The organism is Micrococcus antarcticus (assembly GCF_044872765.1).
In the GTDB taxonomy this organism is placed as follows: domain Bacteria; phylum Actinomycetota; class Actinomycetes; order Actinomycetales; family Micrococcaceae; genus Micrococcus.
Genome location: NZ_CP085253.1, coordinates 761,325 through 782,206, shown reverse-complemented (window position 1 = coordinate 782,206; position 20,882 = coordinate 761,325). Strand labels below are relative to the sequence as shown.

Genomic DNA, 20,882 nt, shown 5'->3' with positions numbered 1-20,882 from the left:
GTCGCATCGTTGTGGTGTGGTGAGCGGGTGTGGGGGTTGTTGTTTGAGAACTGCATAGTGGACGCGAGCATCTTATTTTTGTTGCTGCACTGTTGATCGCCGTGTTTCCCCCTGGGGACGTGGTGTGAGGTGTGGTGACGCCGAAAATGACATCTTAGTTATATTTGCTCATTTTAGGGCTTTCATGTGTGTGAAAGTTTCTAAGGGCGCATGGTGGATGCCTTGGCAACAGGAGCCGAAGAAGGACGTGGGAATCTGCGATAAGCCTGGTGGAGTCGATAACCGGACGTTGAGACCAGGATTTCCGAATGGGGAAACCCCGCACGACGTGTCGTGTGACCGCCCGTTGAACACATAGACGGGTTGGAGGGAACGTGGGGAAGTGAAACATCTCAGTACCCACAGGAAGAGAAAACAAAAGTGATTCCGTTAGTAGTGGCGAGCGAACGCGGATGGGGCTAAACCGTATGTGTGTGATACCCGGCAGGGGTTGCATGTGCGGTGTTGTGGGCCCCTCCTTGTCATGTCTGCCGGCATGGCGCGGTGAGGTGCGGGTGTATAGACGAACCGCTTTGGATGGCGGACCGTAGAGGGTGAGAGTCCCGTAGTCGAAATGCATTCCGCCGCCGTTGGAGGGTTGCCCGAGTAGCACGGGGCCCGAGAAATCCCGTGTGAATCTGCCAGGACCACCTGGTAAGCCTGAATACTACCTGTTGACCGATAGCGGATAAGTACCGTGAGGGAATGGTGAAAAGTACCCCGGGAGGGGAGTGAAATAGTACCTGAAACCATGTGCCTACAAACCGTCGGAGCCTCCTTGTAGGGGTGACGGCGTGCCTTTTGAAGAATGAGCCTGCGAGTTAGTGATACGTGGCGAGGTTAACCCGTGTGGGGAAGCCGTAGCGAAAGCGAGTCTGAATAGGGCGATTGAGTCGCGTGTCCTAGACCCGAAGCGGAGTGATCTACCCATGGCCAGGTTGAAGCGCGTGTAAGAGCGCGTGGAGGACCGAACCCACTTCAGTTGAAAATGGAGGGGATGAGCTGTGGGTAGGGGTGAAAGGCCAATCAAACTCCGTGATAGCTGGTTCTCCCCGAAATGCATTTAGGTGCAGCGTCACGTGTTTCTTCCCGGAGGTAGAGCTACTGGATGGACGATGGGCCCTACAAGGTTACTGACTTCAGCCAAACTCCGAATGCCGGGAAGTGAGAGCGTGGCAGTGAGACTGTGGGGGATAAGCTTCATAGTCGAGAGGGAAACAGCCCAGACCACCGGTTAAGGCCCCTAAGCGTGTGCTAAGTGGGAAAGGATGTGGAGTTGCTGAGACAACCAGGAGGTTGGCTTAGAAGCAGCCATCCTTGAAAGAGTGCGTAATAGCTCACTGGTCAAGTGATTCCGCGCCGACAATGTAGCGGGGCTCAAGTACACCGCCGAAACCGTGGCATTCAGCTTTTGTTGGATGGGTAGGGGAGCGTCGTTCACGAGGTGAAGCCAGCGAGTGATTTCTGGTGGATTGTGGACGAGTGAGAATGCAGGCATGAGTAGCGAAAGACGGGTGAGAAACCCGTCCGCCGGATGACTAAGGGTTCCAGGGTCAAGCTAATCTGCCCTGGGTAAGTCGGGACCTAAGGCGAGGCCGACAGGCGTAGTCGATGGACAACGGGTTGATATTCCCGTACCAGTGAAGAACCGTCCCTGCTGAGCCGGTGATACTAACCGCCCGAACCATCCCAAACCTGGTCTTTGATCAGGATGGTGGTGGGGAGCGCGGGACCTGAACCGGGGAGGCAAGCGTATTAACAGGTGTGACGCAGGAAGGTAGCCGGGCCAGGCAATGGAATCGACCTGGTCTAAGGGTGTAGGGCTGCTGGTAGGTAAATCCGCCAGCTTTGTGCTTGAGACCTGATGGGCGCCCACTTGGTGGGTGATCCGGTGATCCTATGCTGCCTAGAAAAGCATCGGCGCGAGGTTCAAACTGCCCGTACCCTAAACCGACACAGGTAGTCAGGTAGAGAATACTAAGGCGATCGAGAGAATCATGGTTAAGGAACTCGGCAAAATGCCCCCGTAACTTCGGGAGAAGGGGGGCCCCAACCTTGAGCATCACTTGCTGGTGTGAGGGGATCGGGGCCGCAGAGACCAGGGGGAAGCGACTGTTTATCAAAAACACAGGTCCGTGCGAAGTCGTAAGACGATGTATACGGACTGACTCCTGCCCGGTGCTGGAAGGTTAAGAGGACCCGTTAGCTTCGGCGAAGCGGAGAATTTAAGCCCCAGTAAACGGCGGTGGTAACTATAACCATCCTAAGGTAGCGAAATTCCTTGTCGGGTAAGTTCCGACCTGCACGAATGGAGTAACGACTTCCCCGCTGTCTCAACCGTGAACTCGGCGAAATTGCATTACGAGTAAAGATGCTCGTTACGCGCAGAAGGACGGAAAGACCCCGTGACCTTTACTATAGTTTGGTATTGGTGTTCGGTGTGGCTTGTGTAGGATAGGTGGGAGACTTTGAAGCGGGCACGCCAGTGTTCGTGGAGTCATCGTTGAAATACCACTCTGGTCACTCTGGATATCTAACTTCGGCCCGTGATCCGGGTCAGGGACAGTGCCTGATGGGTAGTTTAACTGGGGCGGTTGCCTCCCAAAATGTAACGGAGGCGCCCAAAGGTTCCCTCAGCCTGGTTGGCAATCAGGTGTCGAGTGCAAGTGCACAAGGGAGCTTGACTGTGAGAGTGGCAGCTCGAGCAGGGACGAAAGTCGGGACTAGTGATCCGGCGGCTCGTTGTGGAACGGCCGTCGCTCAACGGATAAAAGGTACCTCGGGGATAACAGGCTGATCTTGCCCAAGAGTCCATATCGACGGCATGGTTTGGCACCTCGATGTCGGCTCGTCGCATCCTGGGGCTGGAGTAGGTCCCAAGGGTTGGGCTGTTCGCCCATTAAAGCGGTACGCGAGCTGGGTTCAGAACGTCGTGAGACAGTTCGGTCCCTATCCTCTGCGCGCGTTGGAAATTTGAGAAGGTCTGTCCTTAGTACGAGAGGACCGGGACGGACGAACCTCTGGTATGTCAGTTGTACCGCCAGGTGCATGGCTGATTAGCTACGTTCGGGATGGATAACCGCTGAAAGCATCTAAGCGGGAAGCCGGCTTCGAGATGAGATTTCCTTGCCCCTTGAGGGTGTGAGGCCCCCAGCGAGAACACTGGGTTGATAGGCTGGATGTGGAAGCGAGGACTGAAGACTCGTGGAGCTGACCAGTACTAATAGGCCGATGATTTTTACACACATGTTCCTTCTGCTGCTTCAAGCGGGAGGGGTGATGGTGCTTGCGTCCACTGTGCGGTTGTCTGATTGCAACCGGTCCTGTTCCTTGTGGGGGGTGGGGTTGAGAATTGAAGAGTGTGTCACTGTTGTGTGACCCGATGGTTTCCCGCTGCGCCTGTTTGGGTGTGTAGGTGGGGTTAGGGTTACGGCGGTCATAGCGTGGGGGAAACGCCCGGTTCCATTCCGAACCCGGAAGCTAAGGCCCACAGCGCCGATGGTACTGCAACCGGGAGGTTGTGGGAGAGTAGGTCGCCGCCGGACATCTTTTGACGAGGGAAAAGGCCCTGCACCGAGTGTGCAGGGCCTTTTTCTGTTTCTGCACCACTACGCTGGACGACAGACCTCGCGTTGCCTCGGACCTCGAGGACGAGCGCGGATTGAGCACCGCCCGATGCGTCCCTTTCCACGGGGCGGCGGGGAGAGAGGACACCACATGGCAGACGGCACCCCCCGCGGGGAGACCCCCCGAGACGATCGCCGCGATCGACCCTCCGGAGGCCGTGGGCATCTGGAGCGCTCCTCCGACGGCGGTCAGCGTTCTCGCTCTCCCCAGGCAGGGGCGGGACGCGGGGACCGCCGCCGGGATGACGCCGGGGGTGGTCAGCGTCGCGCCTTCTCCGGGGACCGTCGTCGCGACGACGCCGGCGGCGGAGAGCGGCGCGCGTGGGGTGGCGACCGTCGCCGCGACGAGGCAGCGGGCGATCGGCGGTCCTCCTTCGATGATCGCCGGCGCGACGGTGCGGGCAGTGGCGAGCGGCGCGCCTCCTTCGGTGATCGCCGCGGCGGCGCGGGGGAGCGGCGCCGGGACGGTGCCCCTCAGGGAGCCCGGCGGCAGGGCGACCGTGACGCCCGCGGCGGACGTCCGTTCGAGGACCGGCGCCGCCCGGACGCCGAACGTCAGCGCCCTGCCCACAACCCCCGGGATCTGCGCGCCGCGAACCGGGTGGACCAGGAGCGCTCCCCGGACATCGACCACGATGTGACCGGCAAGGAGCTGGACCGCGGCACTCTCAAGGAGATCGGCGGCCTCGACGAGCGCCCCGCGGAGTGGGTGGCCAAGCACCTGGTGATGGCCGGCCGTTACCTCGAGGACGATCCGGCCCTGGCGTTCCAGCACGCCCTCGCCGCGTCCCGCAAGGGCGGCCGCCTCTCCCGCGTCCGTGAGGCCGTCGCGCTCACCGCCTACGCGGCGGGGGAGTACGGCGACGCCCTGCGCGAGTTCCGCACCTACCGTCGCATGACCGGCGACGACACCCACATCGCGGCGCAGGTGGACAGCGAGCGGGCCCTCGGCCGTCTCGACAAGGCGCTGCAGCTGGCCGCTGAGGTCGACCCCGCGGAGCTCAGCCGTGAGGCCCGGGTCGAGCTGGTGATGGTCGTCTCCGGCGTGCACGAGGACCTGGGTGACCTGCAGGGCGCCCACGACGCGCTCCAGATCCCCGAGCTGGACCGCCGACGCGGATACCCCTTCTCTCCGCGCCTCTTCCAGCGGCAGGCCGACGTCCTGGCAGCCCTCGGCCGACGCGAGGAGGCCCGCCTGTGGGCGCGCTCCGTCCGTGTGGCGGAGAAGGCGCTCGGCATCGGCGGGTTCGCCGAGCCCGAGATCATGGACATCGAGGTGGAGCCGGCGGAGGAGCCCGACCGGGGTGCTCGGGCCGGCGACCGGGGCGGTGCCCGCCACGGACGCGCCGATGACCGCCGCGAGGACCGTCCTCCTCGCCCCGCGAGCCCCCACGAGGAGGCGTCGGTGCCCGATGCCGCGGACACCGGCGAGGCCGCTCCCTCGGTCGTCGTCGACCACGACCCGGAACAGATGGCCCTCTTCGACGCTCCGGCGGACGCCTCGGCCGAGGTCCCCGCGGCAGATCGGGCCTCGGAGGACGGTGCGGCGGCGGAGGGCGACGCCCGATGACGGCCCACGGTGTGCTCCACGGACACGACGGCCTGCTCTGCGACCTCGACGGGGTCGTCTACGCCGGCGGCGCCGCGATCCCGGGTGCGGTCGAGACCCTGACCACCCTGCAGGACCGGGGTGTCCCGGTCGCGTTCGTCACCAACAACGCCTCGCGCGCCCCCGAGGCGGTCGCCGAGCACCTCACCGCGCTGGGCATCCCCGCCGAGCCGTCCCAGGTCTTCGGCTCCGCCGTTGCGGGGGCCGACCTGCTCGGGGAGACGCTCGGGTCGCAGGCCGGCCGTGTGCTCGTCGTCGGGTCGCCATACCTGCGGGAGGTCGTGGCCGAGCGCGGCCACACCCTCGTGGAGTCCGCGGCCGAGCACCCGGATGCCGTCATCCAGGGCTTCGACCCGTCCCTCGCGTGGTCCGACCTCGCGGAGGCGGCCTACGCCGTCAACGCCGGCGCCGCGTGGGTGGCGACCAACCTCGACCGGTCCATCCCCCGGGGCGAGGGCGTCGCCCCCGGCAACGGCGCCCTCGTGGCGGCGGTCGGCCACGCGACGGGCACGTCCCCTGTGGCCGCCGGAAAGCCCGAGCCGCACCTGTTCCGCAGCGCTGCCCGCGCGCTCGGCCTCTCCCGTCCCCTCGTGGTGGGAGACCGCTTGGACACGGACATCCGCGGGGGCAACGCCGCCGGCTTCGACACCGTCCTCGTCCTCACGGGCATCGACACGCGTGCGACAGCCGAGGCGGCGCCCGCGGGGGACCGCCCCGCGTGGATCGTCGCGGACCTCTCCGCCCTCCTCGAGGCGCTCGGGGCCGATGCCTGAGGTCGGACGCGCCGACGTCGTCCTGGCCGCCCGGGGCCTCGCCCGTTCCCGCACGGACGCCGCCGCCCTGATCCGCGCCGGCCAGGTCCTGGCGGACGGGACGCCGGTGCGCCGTCCCGCCCAGCCCGTGGGGCCCGGCGTCGAGCTCGCCCTCGTGGACGACGGCCCGCGGTACGTGTCCCGTGCCGCCCACAAGCTCGTGAGCGCCCTCGCGGCCTTCCCGGACGTGGCGGTCGCCGGGCGCCGCGCCCTGGACGCCGGGGCCTCCACGGGCGGCTTCACCCAGGTGCTCCTCGAACGCGGGGCCGCCCCCGTGGTGGCCGTCGACGTCGGCCACGACCAGCTGGCGGCCGAGATCCGGGCGGACGAGCGGGTGACCGTGCATGAGGGGCTGAACGTCCGCGATCTCACGGCCGCGCACACGGGAGGGCCGGTCGAGCTCGTCGTCTCCGACCTCTCCTTCATCTCCCTGCGCCTCGTGGTGGGAGCCATCGCGGGCGTGTGCGCGCCCGACGCCGACCTGCTGCTCATGGTGAAGCCCCAGTTCGAGGTGGGCCGGACCGCGCTGCCGCGCACCGGCGTCGTGACGGACCCCTCGGCGCGCCGGCGCGCGGTGACCGACGTGGTGGCCGCGGCGCATCGCGCAGGGCTCGAGGCCACCGGCGTGGCCCGCTCGGGCCTGCCCGGCCAGGACGGCAACGTGGAGTTCTTCCTCCGCCTGCGCGCCGCCGCCTCGCCCTCCACCGACGACGCGGCCGGGCACGCGGAGCGGCTGTGCACCGCCCAGGCCGTCGACTGGGGCTGAGGCCGCCCCGCCTGGTTATCCTGGTCGGACGCGTCTCGCCCCACCCCGCCGTCCGCCCGCGGAAGGAACCATGCCCCAGAACCCCGCACGCCGCGTCCTCGTGCTCGCCCACACCGGGCGGCAGGACGCCATCAGTGCGGCGCTCCAGGCCACCGCGGCCCTCGCGGACGAGGGCCTGAGCACCGTGATGCTCGAGCAGGACATCCGGGCCATCCGTGAGGCGGCCGACGAGCCGGACGGCTTCGCGCCCCTCACCCTCGGCGTGGACTGCGCGCTGACCGACGTCGCCCTCGGACTCGTGCTCGGCGGCGACGGCTCGGTGTTGCGCGCCGCCGACTTCGTGCGCGGGCACGGGGTCCCGCTCCTCGCCGTCAACCTCGGCCACGTCGGCTTCCTCGCCGAGTCGGAGCGCACCGACCTGCACCGCACGGTCCAGGCGATCGCGGACGAGGCGTACGTGGTCATCGAGCGGATGGCGCTCGACGTCGTGGTCCGGGTGGACGGGCATGAGGTGGCCCGCACGTGGGCGCTGAACGAGGCCTCCGTCGAGAAGTCGAACCGGGAGCGCATGCTGGAGGTCGTCGTCTCGGTGGACGACTCGCCGCTGACGGCCTTCGGCTGCGACGGTGTCGTCCTGGCCACCCCGACCGGCTCCACCGCCTACGCGTTCTCCGCGGGCGGTCCCGTGGTGTGGCCCGGGGTGGAGGCCCTGCTGTTCGTGCCCATTAGCGCTCACGCCCTCTTCGCCAAGCCGTGCGTGGTCGGCCCGCGCAGCACGATCGCCGTGGACGTCATGACCCGCACGCGGGAGACCGGCGTGCTGTGGTGCGACGGCCGCCGCACCGTCGAGCTGCCGCCCCAGGCGCGGGTCGAGGTGTCCCGCTCGGCGGAGCCGGTGCGGCTGGCCCGGCTGAACCCCACCCCCTTCGCGGAGCGCCTCGTGCGCAAGTTCCGCCTGCCCACCGAGGGGTGGCGTGGCCCCGTGACGGCCGAGGAGAGGGACGCGGCCGCGGGCTACGCCGTGGAGACGGTCGAGCCGCGGCACGCGGGTCCGCGTCCTGAGGTCGTCGCCCCGGCCACCGCCAGCCTGCCCGTGCTCTCCCCGGAGGAGCTGCGGCGGCACCGGGAAGAGGGCCGCCCGTGGCGCCGCTCGGAGGAGGGCTCGTGATCGACGTCCTGCGCATCTCCGGTCTCGGGGTGATCGGGGAGGCCAGCGTGGAGCTGGACCCCGGCTTCACCGTCGTCACCGGTGAGACCGGCGCCGGCAAGACCATGGTGGTCACCGCGCTCGGCCTGCTGCTGGGCGCGCGGGCCGACGCCGGCGTGGTCCGGCGCGGCGCCAGGTGCGCCGCGGTGGACGCCGAGGTCCGCGTCCCCGAGGGGCACGCGGCGCTGGCGCTCGCGGAGGGGGCCGGCGCCGTCGTCGACGAGGGGGACGAGGCCGGGGTGCGCGACCTGGTGCTCAGCCGTTCCGTGACCGCCTCCGGGGACGGCACCCGGTCCCGCGCGAGCGCGGGAGGACGCACGGTCCCGGTGGGGCTGCTCTCCGAGATCGGTGCCACGCTCGTCGCCGTGCACGGCCAGAACGACCAGGTGCGCCTGCAGAGCGCGCAGGCCCAGCGGCGCGCCCTCGACGCGTTCGGCGGGACGCCGCTGCAGGCCGTGCTCGCCGCTTACCGCGGCGACCACGCGGCGTGGAGCGCCGCCCGCCGTGAACGCGACGAGCTCAGCACCCACCAGCAGGAGCGCGCCCGCGAGGCCGAGGCCCTGCAGCGCTCCCTCGAGGAGATCGACCTCGCCCAGCCGGCCGCGGGGGAGGACGAGGAGCTGCGGACGCGGATCCGCCGCCTCGAGGACGTCGAGGAGCTGCGCGCCGCCTCCGGCACCGCGTACGCCCACCTGACGGGCGGCGACGTGGACGCCGCCGAGGAGATCCCCGGGGCCGTGGCTCTCGTGGAGGCGGCCCGGCAGGCCCTGGCGGCCGCCCCCGGGAAGGACGCGGACCTCGAGGCCGCGGCGGCGCGCCTGGCCGAGGCCTCCCTCGTGCTCACGGACATCGCCGGGGACCTCGCGGGCTACGGCGCCGACCTCGACGCCGACGCCGCCGGAGACCTCGACGCCGCCCAGTCCCGGCTGGCCGAGCTCACCCGTCTCCAGCGCCTCTACGGGCCCGAGCTCACGGACGTCGTGGCGTGGTCCGAGACGCAACGCCCGCGCCTCGACGAGCTGCAGGGAGACACCGGCCGCCTCGAGGAGCTCGACGCGGAGCTCGCCCGCCTGGACGCCGTCCTGCGCGAGCGCGCCGCGGAGCTCAGCGCCCTGCGCGCCGCCGCCGCCGAGCAGCTGGAGGCGGCCGTCACCGAGGAGCTGCACGCCCTGTTCATGCCGGACGCGTCCTTCCACGTGGGCCTCACCCCCCTGCCCGGGGAGGAGCTCGGACCGCACGGCGCGGAGGAGGTGGCCCTCGCGCTGCGCCCGCACGCCGGCTCCGAGCCGCGTCCACTGGGCCGCGGCGCCTCGGGCGGCGAACTGAGCCGCGTGATGCTCGCGCTCGAGGTCGTCCTGGCCGCCACGGACCCGGTGCCCACCTTCGTCTTCGACGAGGTCGACGCCGGCGTGGGCGGCGAGGCCGCCGTGCGCATCGGCGCCCGCCTGGCCCGCCTGGCCCGCCACGTGCAGGTGATCGCCGTGACCCACCTGCCCCAGGTGGCCGCCTACGCGGACCGCCACGTGCGCGTGGAGAAGAACTCGGATCCCGGAGCGGGCGTGACCGTCTCCGACGTCGTGACCCTCAGCGAGGAGGAACGCGTCGAGGAGCTGGCCCGCATGCTGGCCGGCCACGGGGACTCCGCGGCCGCCCGGGCCCACGCCCGAGAGCTGCTCGAATCCCGCACCCACGAGGAGGACGACGATGCCTGAGATCCCCGCCGCCGCGGGCCGCGCCCCGCTGCGCGACCTGCACGTCCCGCGCAAGGTGAAGAAGGCCAAGACCGTGTTCGAGGGGCGCGTGTGGGACATCGCCCGCGAGACCTTCCGGCTGGACCCGGACGAGAAGGAGGTCGAGCCGATCACGCGCGAGCTCATGGTGCACCCCGGCGCCGTCGCCGTGCTGGCCCTGCGCACCGCCATGACCGGGGCCGGACCGCAGGAGCAGGTCGCCCTCGTGCGGCAGTACCGGCACCCCGTGGGCATGGAGCTGTGGGAGATCCCGGCCGGGCTGCGGGACGTGGACGGCGAGGCGCTCCACGAGGTCGCCGTGCGCGAGCTGCACGAGGAGGCGGACCTGCGCGCCGACGAGTGGCACACCCTCGTGGACTACTTCACCACCCCGGGCGGCTCCACCGAGGCCATCCGCGTGTTCCTCGCCCGGAAGGTGCGCGAGGTGGGGGAGGAGGAGCGCTTCGCCCGCACCGACGAGGAGGCCGCCATGCCGCTGGCCTGGGTGGGCGTGGACGAGGTCGTCGACGCCGTCCTCGACGGACGGGTGCACAACCCCTCCACCGTGGTGGCCGTGCTCGCCCTCCAGGCGCACCGCGCGCGCGGCTGGCGGCGGCTGCGCCCCGTGGACGCCCCGTTCGTGCCGGACCGGCAGGGCCCGGGGGCGGACTGGCCCGCGTGAACGCGGCGAGGACGACGACGGCCGGCGGCCCGGGGGGACAGGGCGGGCCCGGCGAGACCGGGCGCGAACCCGACGCACCCTCGCCGCTCGCGGCCCCGATCCGGCGACATCTGGACCACCTCGCCGTCGAGCGGGGACTGGCCGCGAACACGCTGGCCGCGTACCGGCGCGACCTCGAGCGCTACCGGGCCTGGCTGGACGCACACGGCATCAGCGAGCCGCGCGCCGTGGAGCCGGGGCACGTCTCCGGCTTCCTCCAGGCGCTCGGCTCCGGAGCCGACGGCGGCCGTCCCCTCGCGGTGCGCTCGGCCGCGCGGGTGCTCGCCGCGGTGCGCGGCCTGCATCGGTTCTGGGCGCTCGAGGGGATCACCGAGTCCGACCCCGCGCGGGACGTCCACCCCCCGCGGCCCGGTGCCCGCCTCCCGAAGGCGCTGCCCGTGGAGCAGGTGACCGCGCTGCTCGAGTCCGTCTCCGTGGACACCCCGGCGGGGCTGCGCGACCGCGCCCTGCTGGAGTTCCTGTACGGCACCGGAGCGCGCATCTCCGAGGTCGTCGGCCTGGACGTGGACGACGTCGTGGGGCTCAGGGGCGTCGAGGACGGCGAGGACGGCGACGGCGGCCAGCCCGTGGTGCGCCTGTTCGGCAAGGGCTCGAAGGAGCGCGTGGTGCCCGTCGGCTCGTACGCGTCCGAGGCCCTCGAGGCGTGGCTCGTGCGGGGCCGGCCCGCGATGGTGGGCGGGGCGACGGCCTCCTCGCCCGCGCTGTTCGTGAACCGGCGCGGCGGGCGGCTCTCCCGGCAGTCCGCATGGGCCGTGCTGAAGCGAGCGGCGGAGCGCGCCGGGATCGACGCCGAGGTCTCCCCGCACACGCTGCGCCACTGCTTCGCCACACACCTGCTGGCCGGCGGCGCGGACGTGCGCGTCGTGCAGGAGCTGCTCGGCCACGCCTCCGTCACCACCACGCAGGTGTACACGCTCGTCACCGTCGAGTCGCTGCGCGAGGTCTACGCCACGGCGCACCCGCGGGCACGCTGATCCGCGCACGCTGACCCGGGCCGGCACGACGACGGCGGGCCGCCTCCCGTGTGGGGGGCGACCCGCCGTCGTCGTGGGTCAGGTCGTGACGGCCGGTCCGGCCGCGGCCCTGGATCTGACCCCGCAGGCTGGTCACGACACGCCGTGTGCCGTTTCCGCAGACGGCGTGTCGTGACCACTCTGCGGCGAGGGGGTGCTCACTGCTGGGGCAGCTCGCGCTGCTCGGGGCCGTCGTAGGCCGAGAGGGGGCGGATCAGCGCGTTGGCGGCGCGCTGCTCCATGATGTGGGCGGTCCAGCCCGTGATGCGCGCGGCGATGAAGATCGGCGTGAACATCTCCGTGTCGAAGCCCATGAGGTGGTAGGTCGGGCCCGCCGGGTAGTCGAGGTTCGGCTTGATCTGCTTGGCCTCGTCCATGGCCTGCTGCAGACCGTCGTACAGGCCGAGCAACTCCTCGCGGCCGTAGTGCTCGATCATCCGGTCGAGCGCGGCCTTCATGGTCGGCACCCGGGAGTCGCCGTTCTTGTAGACGCGGTGGCCGAAGCCCATGACCTTCTTCTTCTGGGCCAGGGCGTCCTCCATCCACGCCTTCGCTCGGGCGGCGGCGTCCTCACGGGACTCCTCCTTCCGGATGCCGATCTCGTCGAAGGTGTGCATCACGGCCTCGTTGGCGCCGCCGTGCAGCGGGCCCTTGAGCGCGCCGATCGCACCGGTCACGGCCGAGTGCAGGTCGGAGAGCGTCGAGGTGATCACGCGCGCGGTGAAGGTCGAGGCGTTGAACGAGTGCTCGGCGTACAGCACCATCGAGACGCGGAACGCGTCCACGACCTCCGGGGCGGCCTCCTCGCCGAACGTCATCCACAGGAAGTTCTGCGAGTAGTCCAGGTCCTCGCGCGACTCCACGACGTCCTGGCCGCGGCGGCGGCGCTGGTCGTAGGCGACGGCGGCCGGGAACGCCGCGAAGAGGGCCTTGGCCTTCTCCAGCTCGGCCTCGGGGGAGGAGTCCTCCGCCTTCGGGTGGTTGGCGCCCAGCACGGACACGGCGGTGCGGCCGACGTCCATCGGGTGGCAGTCGGTGGGCAGCAGGTCGATGGCCTGCTTCACCTTCGGGTCGAGGGCGCGGTGGGCGCGCTCGAAGCGCTGGAACTCGGCCAGCTCCTCGTCGGTGGGCAGCTCGCCGTTCCACAGCAGCAGCGCGACGGACTCGAACGGCAGCTTCGCCGCGAGGTCCTGCACGGGGTAGCCCCGGTAGAGCAGGGAGTTGGTGTCCGGGTTGACCTTGGAGATCGCCGTGGTGTCCACGACGACGCCGGCCAGGCCCTTCTTGATCTCGGTCTCGGTCATGATGTGCCTCCTAGAGGAGAGGCGGCCCGCCCGGGTGGGCGGGCCGCGGTGACGGGTGTCAGAGGTTGGCGTTGTTCTCGTCGATGTCCAGCGTGGGGACGTCGAAGTTGAAGATGCCGGTGTCGAACGCGTTGTAACCCTCATAGTCCACGAGTTCGTACAGGCGCGCACGGGTGAGCATCTGGTCCACCTGCGAGGCCTGGGTGCCCTCCTCCTTGATGGCGTCAAGCACGCGCTCGGCGGCGCCCATCGCGGAGCGCAGCAGGGTGACCGGGTAGATCACCATCGCGACGCCGGCGTCGGCCAGCTGCCGGCGGGTGAACAGCTCGGACTTGCCGAACTCGGTCATGTTCGCCAGGACCGGGACCCCGAGGGGCTCCAGCTCGCGACACACGGTCTCGAACTCGCCGATGTCCTTCAGTGCCTCCGGGAAGATCGCGTCCGCACCGGCCTCCACGAGCGCCTTCATGCGGGCGATCGCGGCGTCCAGGCCCTCCACGGCACGCAGGTCGGTGCGCGCCATGACGAGGAAGTTCGGGTCCCGGCGGGCGTCCACCGCGGCGGCGATGCGCTTGACGGCGGTGTCCAGGTCCACCATGTTCTTGCCGTCGAGGTGGCCGCACCGCTTCGGGTTGAACTGGTCCTCGATGTGACATCCGGCGAGTCCGGCGTTCTCGAGCTCCTGCACGGTGCGGGCCACGTTCATCGGCTCGCCGAAGCCCGTGTCCGCGTCGATCAGGCAGGGCAGGTCCGTGAGGCGGGCGATCTGCCCGCCGCGCTGGGCCACCTCGGTCAGCGTGGTCAGCCCGACGTCGGGCAGGCCGAGCTCATTGGCGAGCACGGCTCCGGAGATGTAGACGCCCGGGAACCCCTTCTCCTCGATGAGCTTCGCGGTGAGCGGGGTGAACGCGCCGGGGAACTGCTGCGCGCCGCCCTTCGCGAGGGTCTCGCGGAGATCCCTGCGCTTCTGCTCGGCGGTCTTCGTGGAGTACAGCATCAGAAGAGGCCCTTCGGAGCGGCGGCCAGGTCGGCCTCGGACAGGTAGGCCGGGTCGGCCTTGACGTTGAGCTGGTCCAGCTCGCCGGCCTCCAGCTCGGACACGCGCTGGGCGGCCGCGAGGAAGCGGTCCTGCTCCTCGGGCGTGACGATGCCCTCGGCGAGGGTGCGGAACTTCTGGATGTACTGCTCGCGGGAGAACGGGCGCGCGCCGAGCGGGTGCGCGTCGGCCACCGCGATCTCGTCCGTGATGACGGTGCCGTCGGTCAGCGTGATCTCCACGGCGCCGCCGAACGCCTTCTCGGACAGGTCGAGGGAGTGGTAGCGGCGGGTCCACTCGGGATCCTCCACCGTGGTGACCTTGTGCCACAGCTCCACGGTGTCCGGGCGCGCGGCGCGCTCCGGGGCGTAGGAGTCCACGTGGTGCCACGCGCCGTCCTGGAGGGCCACCGTGAAGATGTAGGGGATCGAGTGGTCGAGGGTCTCGCGGGACGCCGTCGGGTCGTACTTCTGGGGGTCGTTCGCGCCGGAGCCGATGACGTTGTGGGTGTGGTGCGAGGTCTTGATCAGCACGGACGCCACGTTCTTCGGGTCCGTGGCCTCGGGGTGCTCGCCGTGCAGCTTGCGGGCGAGGTCGATCCAGGCCTGCGCCTGGTACTCCGCGGAGTGCTCCTTGGTGTAGGTGTCCAGGATGCCGCGCTTGGGTTCGCCCTTCTCGGGCAGCGGGACCTCGTAGGAGGCGTCCGGACCGTCGAGCATCCACGCGATGACACCGTCCTCGCCCTCGTAGATCGGCACGGGGGAGGTCTGGCCGCGCATCGCGCGGTCCGCGGCCTCGACGGCCATCTTGCCGGCGAAGGCCGGGGCGTGGGCCTTCCACGTGGAGATCTCCCCCTTGCGGGACTGGCGGGTGGCCGTCGTCGTGTGCAGGCCCTGGCCGATGGCCTGGAAGATCGTCTCGGCGTCGAGGCCGAGGAGCGTGCCGATGCCGGCGGAGGCCGAGGGGCCGATGTGCGCGACGTGGTCGATCTTGTGGCCGTACAGGTTGATGGACTTCACGAGGTCCACCTGCACCTCGTAGCCGGTCGCGATGCCGCGCACGAGGTCCCTGCCGGAACGGCCCGTGTGCTGGGCGACCGCGAGGATCGGCGGGATGTTGTCGCCGGGGTGGGAGTACTCGGCGGCCAGGAACGTGTCGTGGTAGTCGAGCTCGCGCACGGCCACGCCGTTGGCCCAGGCCGCCCACTCGGGGGAGACCTTCTGGTCGATGCCGAACACGGTGGCGCCCTCGCCGCCGGTGGAGGCGGGGTGGGCGAGCGCCTGGGCGCGGGCGGCGACGATCGGGCCGCGCTTGAGCGAGGCGACGGCGACGGAGGCGTTGTCGATGATGCGGTTGACGATCATCTCCTCCACCTCCGGGAGGATCTCCACCGGGTCCACGGCGACCTCGGCGAGCTTCATGGCGAGCTGGTCCTTGCGCTCGAGGTCCTCCTCGGAGCGGTGGACGCGGACGTGGTGGTTCTTCATGGTCGGTCTCCTTCGGTGGGGGTCAGCAGGGCCCCGGCGTCGTCGCGACGGCTCCGGGTGAGATGGTGGAAGGCGTGGTGCAGGTGGACGCGGGTGGTGGCCTCGGCCAGGTCGGCGGCGCCGGAGGCGACGGCGGACGCGATGTCCGCGTGCTCCTCGGCGGAGGTGGCCAGGCGCGCCGGGTCGTTCGCCGCGAGCCGGCGCAGGCGCGCGAGGTGCAGGCGCAGCGTCCGCAGGGTCGAGACGAGGTACGGGTTGTCCGCCGCGGCGTCGAGCGAGGCGTCCAGCTCGGACGTCATCGCGTAGTACGCGGTCGGGTCGGACCCCGTGCGCAGGGACGGCGCGGCGGCCGCGAACCGCTCGGCCAGATCGGCCAGCGACTCGGCCGCCTCGTCCGTCGCCCGCTGGGCGGCGCGCCGGGCGAGGAGGGACTCGAGCGCGATCCGCAGCTCGAACAGCTGGTCCGCCTGCTCGAGGGAGATGTCGGCCACGACGGCGCCGCGCCCCGTGGCCTGTTCGGCCAGGCCGTCCGCGACGAGCCGGGAGATGGCCTCCCGCACCGGGGTGCGGGAGATCCCCAGCCGCTCGGCCAGCTCGACCTCGGCGAGCCCGGCGCCGGGCGGCAGGGACCAGTCGAGGATCTCCGTCCTCAGCGTCTGGTAGGCCCGCTCACTCGCTCGCATGCCAGAAGTGTATACACGGGCACCCTCCACCGCCAAGGCCCCTTCAGGGTGAATGCGCCTGAGAATCGCCTCGGTGGCCTCATGCAGGCCTGTAGTTGCGAGAACATGTATACAGAAACCCTTGATCTCTGTGATGCGGCGCACTACGATCGCGGCATGGCGACTCCCGACGCATCCCCGGCCCCCGGCACCCGCAGCTCCTACGCAGACGTCCACGCCCGCTCCCTCGCCGACCCGGAGGGGTTCTGGCTCGAGGCCGCCCAGGCGATCGACTGGACCACCCCGCCCACGCGCGCGGTCGACTCCTCGAACGCGCCCCTGCACCGCTGGTTCCCGGACGGCGTCCTGAACACCGCCCACAACTGCCTGGACCGCCACGTGGACGCTGGCCGCGGCGACGCGCTCGCGCTGGTCCACGACTCGGCGATGACCGGCACGGTCACCCGCTACACCTACGCGCAGCTGCGGGACGAGGTGGCCGCGCTCGCGGGCGCCCTCGCGGCCCAGGGGGTGGGCAAGGGGGACCGCGTGCTCGTCTACCTGCCGATGATCCCGCGGGCGCCCGTCGCGATGCTCGCGTGCGCCCGCCTCGGCGCCGTCCACTCGGTGGTCTTCGGCGGCTTCGCCCCGCGCGAGCTCGCCGCCCGCATCGACGACGCCGCGCCCGACGTCGTGCTGACGTGCTCGGGCGGCATCGAGCCGAAGCGCCGCGTGGAGTACCTGCCCGCCGTCGCCGAGGCGCTCGAGACGGCTTCGCACCCGGTGCGGACGGTCCTCGTCCACCACCGCGACGGCTTCGAGACCGCGCTGGCCGACGTCGCCGAGCGCGGGGGAGCGGCGTGGAAGGACTGGGACGAGGCCGTGGCCGCCGCTGAGCCGGCCGCCTGCGTGGACGTCGCCGCCACCGATCCGCTCTACGTGCTCTACACCTCCGGGACCACGGGCAGGCCCAAGGGTGTGGTCCGGGACAACGGCGGACACGCCGTGGCCCTGCGGTGGACCATGGAGAACATCTACGACGTCGGCCCGGGCCAGGCCATGTGCACCGCCTCGGACGTGGGCTGGGTGGTGGGTCACTCCTACATCGTCTACGGTCCGCTGCTGGCCGGGGCGACCACCGTCATGTACGAGGGCAAGCCCGTGGGCACGCCCGATGCGGGGGCGTTCTGGCGCCTGATCGAGGACCACGGCGTCCGCTCCTTCTTCACGGCCCCCACCGCGCTGCGCGCCATCCGCCGTCAGGACCCCGAGGGCGCGCTCATGAAGGAGCACGATCTCAGCACGCTCGCGCACTTCTACGCCGCCGGCGAGCGCCTGGACCCGGAGACCCAGCGCTGGATCGAGGGCCTGCTGGGCATGCCGGTCATCGACCACTGGTGGCAGACGGAGACGGGCTGGGCGATCGCCGCGAACCCGGTGGGGCTGGAGGAGCTGCCCGTGAAGATCGGCTCCTCGTCTGTGCCCTCGCCCGGCTTCGACCTCGTGGTGCTGGACGGCCTGGGCGAGCCGGTGGGCCCCGGAGAGGAGGGGAACATCGCGGTGCGCCTGCCCCTGCCCCCGGGCACCCTGCCCACCCTGTGGGGCGACGACCAGCGGTACATCGACTCCTACCTCTCCGCCTTCGAGGGCCACTACGCGACGGGCGACTCGGGCCTCGTGGACGAGGACGGCTACGTGTTCGTCCTGGGCCGCACCGATGACGTCATCAACGTGTCCGGGCACCGCCTCTCCACGGGCGTCCTCGAGGCGGCGCTCGCCGCGCACCCGGCCGTGGCGGAGTGCGCCGTCGTCGGGCTCGCGGATCCGCTCAAGGGCCAGCGCCCCTCCGGCTACGTGGTGCTCAAGTCCGGGGTGGAGACGCCGGAGCCGGGCTCCCCGGCAGAGGCCGCGCTCCTCGAGGAGCTGCGCCAGGCGGTGCGGCGGGGCGTGGGCCCCGTGGCCGACTTCCGCGACGTCGCGATCGTGGACGCCCTGCCCAAGACCCGCTCCGGCAAGATCCTGCGCAAGACCATGCGCCAGATGGCGGACGGCGAGGAGTACACGGTGCCCTCCACGATCGAGGACGCCTCCGTCCTGGACGATCTGCGCCGGCTCCTGCACCCGCAGCGCTGAGGCCGCGTCGAGGGCACGCGCCGTGACGGGGGTGGGAAGGCCGGCCGGCCTCTCCCGCCCCCGTTGCAATGCCGTGCGTGGCCGAAGTGGCGCTCATCTCATCGAGGGTGATCCTTGACATCTCTCGCACCCTCTGAAACGACCGTGCCCATGGCGCACACGACCGCCGCCGCGCCGCCCACGGCGAAGAAGCCGAAGGACCGCACCCACTGGCTCTACATCTCCGTGATCGCCTCGGTGGTCCTCGGCGCCCTCGTGGGCCTGCTGTTCCCGGAGTTCGGCACGTCCCTCAAGCCCCTGGGTGACGGCTTCGTCTCCCTCATCAAGATGATGATCGGCCCGGTCATCTCCTGAACGATCGTGCTCGGCATCGGCTCGATCGCCAAGGCCGCCACCGTCGGCAAGGTCGGCGGCATCGCGCTGCTCTACTTCATCACGATGTCCACCTTCGCCCTGGCCATCGGCCTCGTGGTCGGCAACTTCGTGCACCCGGGCGAGGGCCTGGCCCTGAAGCCCTATGACCCGAGCGCCCCCAAGCCGGAGATGGCCTCCACGGTCAAGTTCCTGCTGGACATCATCCCGGGCTCCGTGCCCGTGCTCCCCGTGCTGTTCGTGGCGCTGCTCGTGGGCTTCGCGCTGCAGCAGACGGGCCCGGCCGGCGCGCCGCTGCTGCGCGGCCTCACGCTCATCCAGGGCGTCGTGTTCCGCATCCTCATGATGATCATGTGGATCGCTCCCATCGGCGCCTTCGGGGCGATCGCGGCCGTCGTCGGGTCCACGGGCTGGTCCGCGATCGGCGCCATGCTCCTGCTGATGGGCTCGTTCAACCTGACCTGCATCCTGTTCATCACCCTGATCCTGGGCACCCTCCTGAAGGTGGTCACGGGCCTGAGCATCTTCTCGCTCATGAAGTACCTGGGCCGCGAGTACCTGCTCATCTTCGCCACGAGCTCCTCCGAGTCCGCCCTGCCGCGCCTGATCGCCAAGATGGAGCACGCCGGCGTGCACAAGTCCGTGGTCGGCGTGACCGTGCCCACCGGCTACTCCTTCAACCTGGACGGCACCGCCATCTACCTGACGATGGCCGCCCTCTTCGTCTCCAACGCGATGGGGATGGAGATGAACCTCGGCGAGCAGGTCGGCCTGCTGCTCTTCATGATCATCGCCTCCAAGGGCGCCGCCGGCGTGACGGGCGCCGGCCTGGCCACCCTGGCCGCCGGCCTGCAGGCGCACCGCCCCGAGCTGCTCGGCGGCATGGGCGTGATCGTGGGCATCGACAAGTTCATGTCCGAGGCCCGCGCGCTCACCAACTTCACCGGCAACGCCGTGGCCACCCTCCTCATCGGCCGCTGGGTCGGGGAGCTCGACGGGGAGCGCGCGCGCGCCGTCCTCGCCGGCGAGGTGAAGTTCGACGAGGCCTCCGTGGTCGGTCACGACGTCGTCGAGTCGCCCACGGCCGCCGAGCAGGCGTTCGAGGGCCACCCCGGGTCGAGCCTGCACACCGCGATCCCGGACGAGGCGACGCGCCGCTGACCGGACGGCGCACGCGCCGCCGTCGCGGAGGGGCCGGGGGCTGCTGCCCTCGGCCCCTCGGCGTCTCCGCCCAGGCACTAGGGTGGAGGGCGAGCATCGCGCCGACGGCAGCCGCGCGCCCGTGACCGGGCGAGGCGCCGGCAGGGCGCCACACCCCCCGTGGAAGGAGCCGGCACCGCCGTGACCTCGAAGGAACCCACCCCCGTCATGACCATCCACGGGGAGCCCGTGATCGGCCCCACCGGCCGCCCCAAGCACGAGTTCCCCGAGCCTGCGCCCCTGGAGGGCCACGGCCCGGCCCGCATCATCTCGATGGTGAACCAGAAGGGCGGCGTCGGGAAGACGACGTCGACCATCAACCTGGGCGCCGCCCTCGCCGGGTACGGGCGCCGAGTGCTCATGGTGGACTTCGATCCCCAGGGCGCGCTCTCCGCGGGCCTCGGCGCGAGCCCCCACGAGCTCGACACCACCGTGTACAACGTGCTCATGGAGCGCTCCGTGACGGCGCGGGACGCGATCCTGCGGACCCCCTTCGAGAACATGGACCTGCTGCCGGCCAACATCGACCTCTCGGCCGCGGAGGTGCAGCTCGTGAACGAGGTGGCCCGGGAGCAGGTGCTCGACCGGGCCCTGCGCCAGGTGCGCGACGACTACGACGTGGTCCTCATCGACTGCCAGCCCTCCCTCGGCCTGCTCACCGTGAACGCGCTGACGGCCTCCCACGGCGTGATCATCCCGCTCACCGCGGAGTTCTTCGCGCTGCGCGCCGTCGCGCTGCTCGTGGAGACCATCGAGAAGGTCCAGGATCGGCTCAACCCTGACCTGGAGATCGACGGCGTGCTGGCCACGATGTTCGACCAGCGCACCCTCCACTCGAAGGAGGTCGTGGGCTCGCTCGTGGCCGGCTTCGGGGACAAGGTGTTCGAGACCGTGATCAAGCGCTCCATCAAGTTCGCCGACGCGACCGTGGCCGCCACGCCGATCACCAGCTACGCCGAGAACCACGACGGCGCCCGGGCCTACCGCCAGCTCGCCCGCGAGCTCATCAGCCGCGGCGGCGCCCCGTGATCCGCTGAGCGTCCGGGATCTGCGACAATGGAGGGTGCACGCGTGCGAACCGCCGCGTGAACCCCTCCGCATTCCGGCCCCTGGCGGACGGTCTGCGGTCGAACGCCTCCCGGAA

The 20,882-nt window shown here is 70.4% G+C and carries 13 protein-coding genes, 2 rRNA genes and 1 pseudogene; 12 read left to right on the top strand and 4 right to left on the bottom strand.

Going from position 1 to position 20,882, the window contains the following annotated elements; genetic code table 11:
• Window positions 1-190 precede the first annotated feature (190 nt).
• The 9 genes from LG274_RS03625 (at window position 191) to xerD (ending at window position 11,505) form a co-directional block, all read left to right on the top strand.
• A 23S ribosomal RNA gene (locus LG274_RS03625) occupies window positions 191-3,283 on the top strand.
• Between the two features lie 184 nt (window positions 3,284-3,467).
• Window positions 3,468-3,584 (top strand): 5S ribosomal RNA (gene rrf / locus LG274_RS03620).
• Window positions 3,585-4,266: 682 nt separating this feature from the next.
• Window positions 4,267-5,235, top strand: coding sequence for a hypothetical protein (locus tag LG274_RS03615; RefSeq protein WP_404465458.1), 969 nt, complete (start codon window positions 4,267-4,269; stop codon window positions 5,233-5,235).
• Entirely contained in the window at window positions 5,232-6,047 is an 816-nt protein-coding gene (locus tag LG274_RS03610; RefSeq protein ID WP_298987996.1) for an HAD-IIA family hydrolase, read from the top strand. Before LG274_RS03615 ends, LG274_RS03610 begins: the two co-directional genes overlap by 4 nt.
• Window positions 6,040-6,852 carry a TlyA family RNA methyltransferase gene (locus LG274_RS03605; RefSeq protein ID WP_404465456.1) on the top strand — a complete coding sequence of 271 codons (813 nt, stop codon included), beginning with the start codon at window positions 6,040-6,042 and terminating at the stop codon, window positions 6,850-6,852. The genes LG274_RS03610 and LG274_RS03605 overlap by 8 nt, the downstream gene beginning before the upstream one ends.
• Before the next feature lie 70 nt (window positions 6,853-6,922).
• A complete protein-coding gene (locus LG274_RS03600; RefSeq protein WP_298988000.1) occupies window positions 6,923-8,020 on the top strand; it encodes an NAD kinase in 1,098 nt (365 codons plus the stop codon).
• Entirely contained in the window at window positions 8,017-9,771 is a 1,755-nt protein-coding gene (recN, locus tag LG274_RS03595; RefSeq protein WP_404465453.1) for a DNA repair protein RecN, read from the top strand. The genes LG274_RS03600 and recN overlap by 4 nt, the downstream gene beginning before the upstream one ends.
• On the top strand, window positions 9,764-10,471 hold the full coding sequence (locus tag LG274_RS03590; protein ID WP_298988004.1) for an NUDIX hydrolase: 708 nt from the start codon (window positions 9,764-9,766) through the stop codon (window positions 10,469-10,471). The genes recN and LG274_RS03590 overlap by 8 nt, the downstream gene beginning before the upstream one ends.
• Window positions 10,468-11,505, top strand: a complete 1,038-nt coding sequence (gene xerD, locus LG274_RS03585) for a site-specific tyrosine recombinase XerD (RefSeq protein WP_404465450.1) — start codon at window positions 10,468-10,470, stop codon at window positions 11,503-11,505. The genes LG274_RS03590 and xerD overlap by 4 nt, the downstream gene beginning before the upstream one ends.
• A gap of 197 nt (window positions 11,506-11,702) precedes the next feature.
• Here the strand turns inward: xerD and LG274_RS03580 are convergent, their stop codons facing one another.
• From LG274_RS03580 to LG274_RS03565, 4 genes are read right to left on the bottom strand one after another with little or no spacing between them, the layout of a single operon-like run.
• Window positions 11,703-12,848, bottom strand: coding sequence for a bifunctional 2-methylcitrate synthase/citrate synthase (locus LG274_RS03580; RefSeq protein WP_404465448.1), 1,146 nt, complete (start codon window positions 12,846-12,848; stop codon window positions 11,703-11,705).
• 58 nt (window positions 12,849-12,906) lie between these two features.
• Window positions 12,907-13,845 (bottom strand): methylisocitrate lyase, encoded by a 939-nt coding sequence (gene prpB, locus LG274_RS03575; RefSeq protein WP_404465446.1) that lies wholly within the window; start codon window positions 13,843-13,845, stop codon window positions 12,907-12,909.
• On the bottom strand, window positions 13,845-15,371 hold the full coding sequence (locus LG274_RS03570) for an MmgE/PrpD family protein (protein WP_404465444.1): 1,527 nt from the start codon (window positions 15,369-15,371) through the stop codon (window positions 13,845-13,847). Before LG274_RS03570 ends, prpB begins: the two co-directional genes overlap by 1 nt.
• Window positions 15,368-16,054 (bottom strand): GntR family transcriptional regulator, encoded by a 687-nt coding sequence (locus tag LG274_RS03565; RefSeq protein ID WP_298988010.1) that lies wholly within the window; start codon window positions 16,052-16,054, stop codon window positions 15,368-15,370. The genes LG274_RS03570 and LG274_RS03565 overlap by 4 nt, the downstream gene beginning before the upstream one ends.
• Window positions 16,055-16,210: 156 nt before the next feature.
• Between LG274_RS03565 and LG274_RS03560 the strand changes: the two genes are divergently transcribed.
• The 3 genes and pseudogenes from LG274_RS03560 (at window position 16,211) to LG274_RS03550 (ending at window position 20,767) form a co-directional block, all read left to right on the top strand.
• On the top strand, window positions 16,211-18,166 hold the full coding sequence (locus LG274_RS03560; protein WP_343281965.1) for an AMP-binding protein: 1,956 nt from the start codon (window positions 16,211-16,213) through the stop codon (window positions 18,164-18,166).
• A gap of 150 nt (window positions 18,167-18,316) precedes the next feature.
• Window positions 18,317-19,699: pseudogene (locus LG274_RS03555) on the top strand (cation:dicarboxylate symporter family transporter).
• 207 nt (window positions 19,700-19,906) lie between these two features.
• A complete protein-coding gene (locus tag LG274_RS03550; protein ID WP_248117807.1) occupies window positions 19,907-20,767 on the top strand; it encodes a ParA family protein in 861 nt (286 codons plus the stop codon).
• Window positions 20,768-20,882 lie beyond the last annotated feature (115 nt).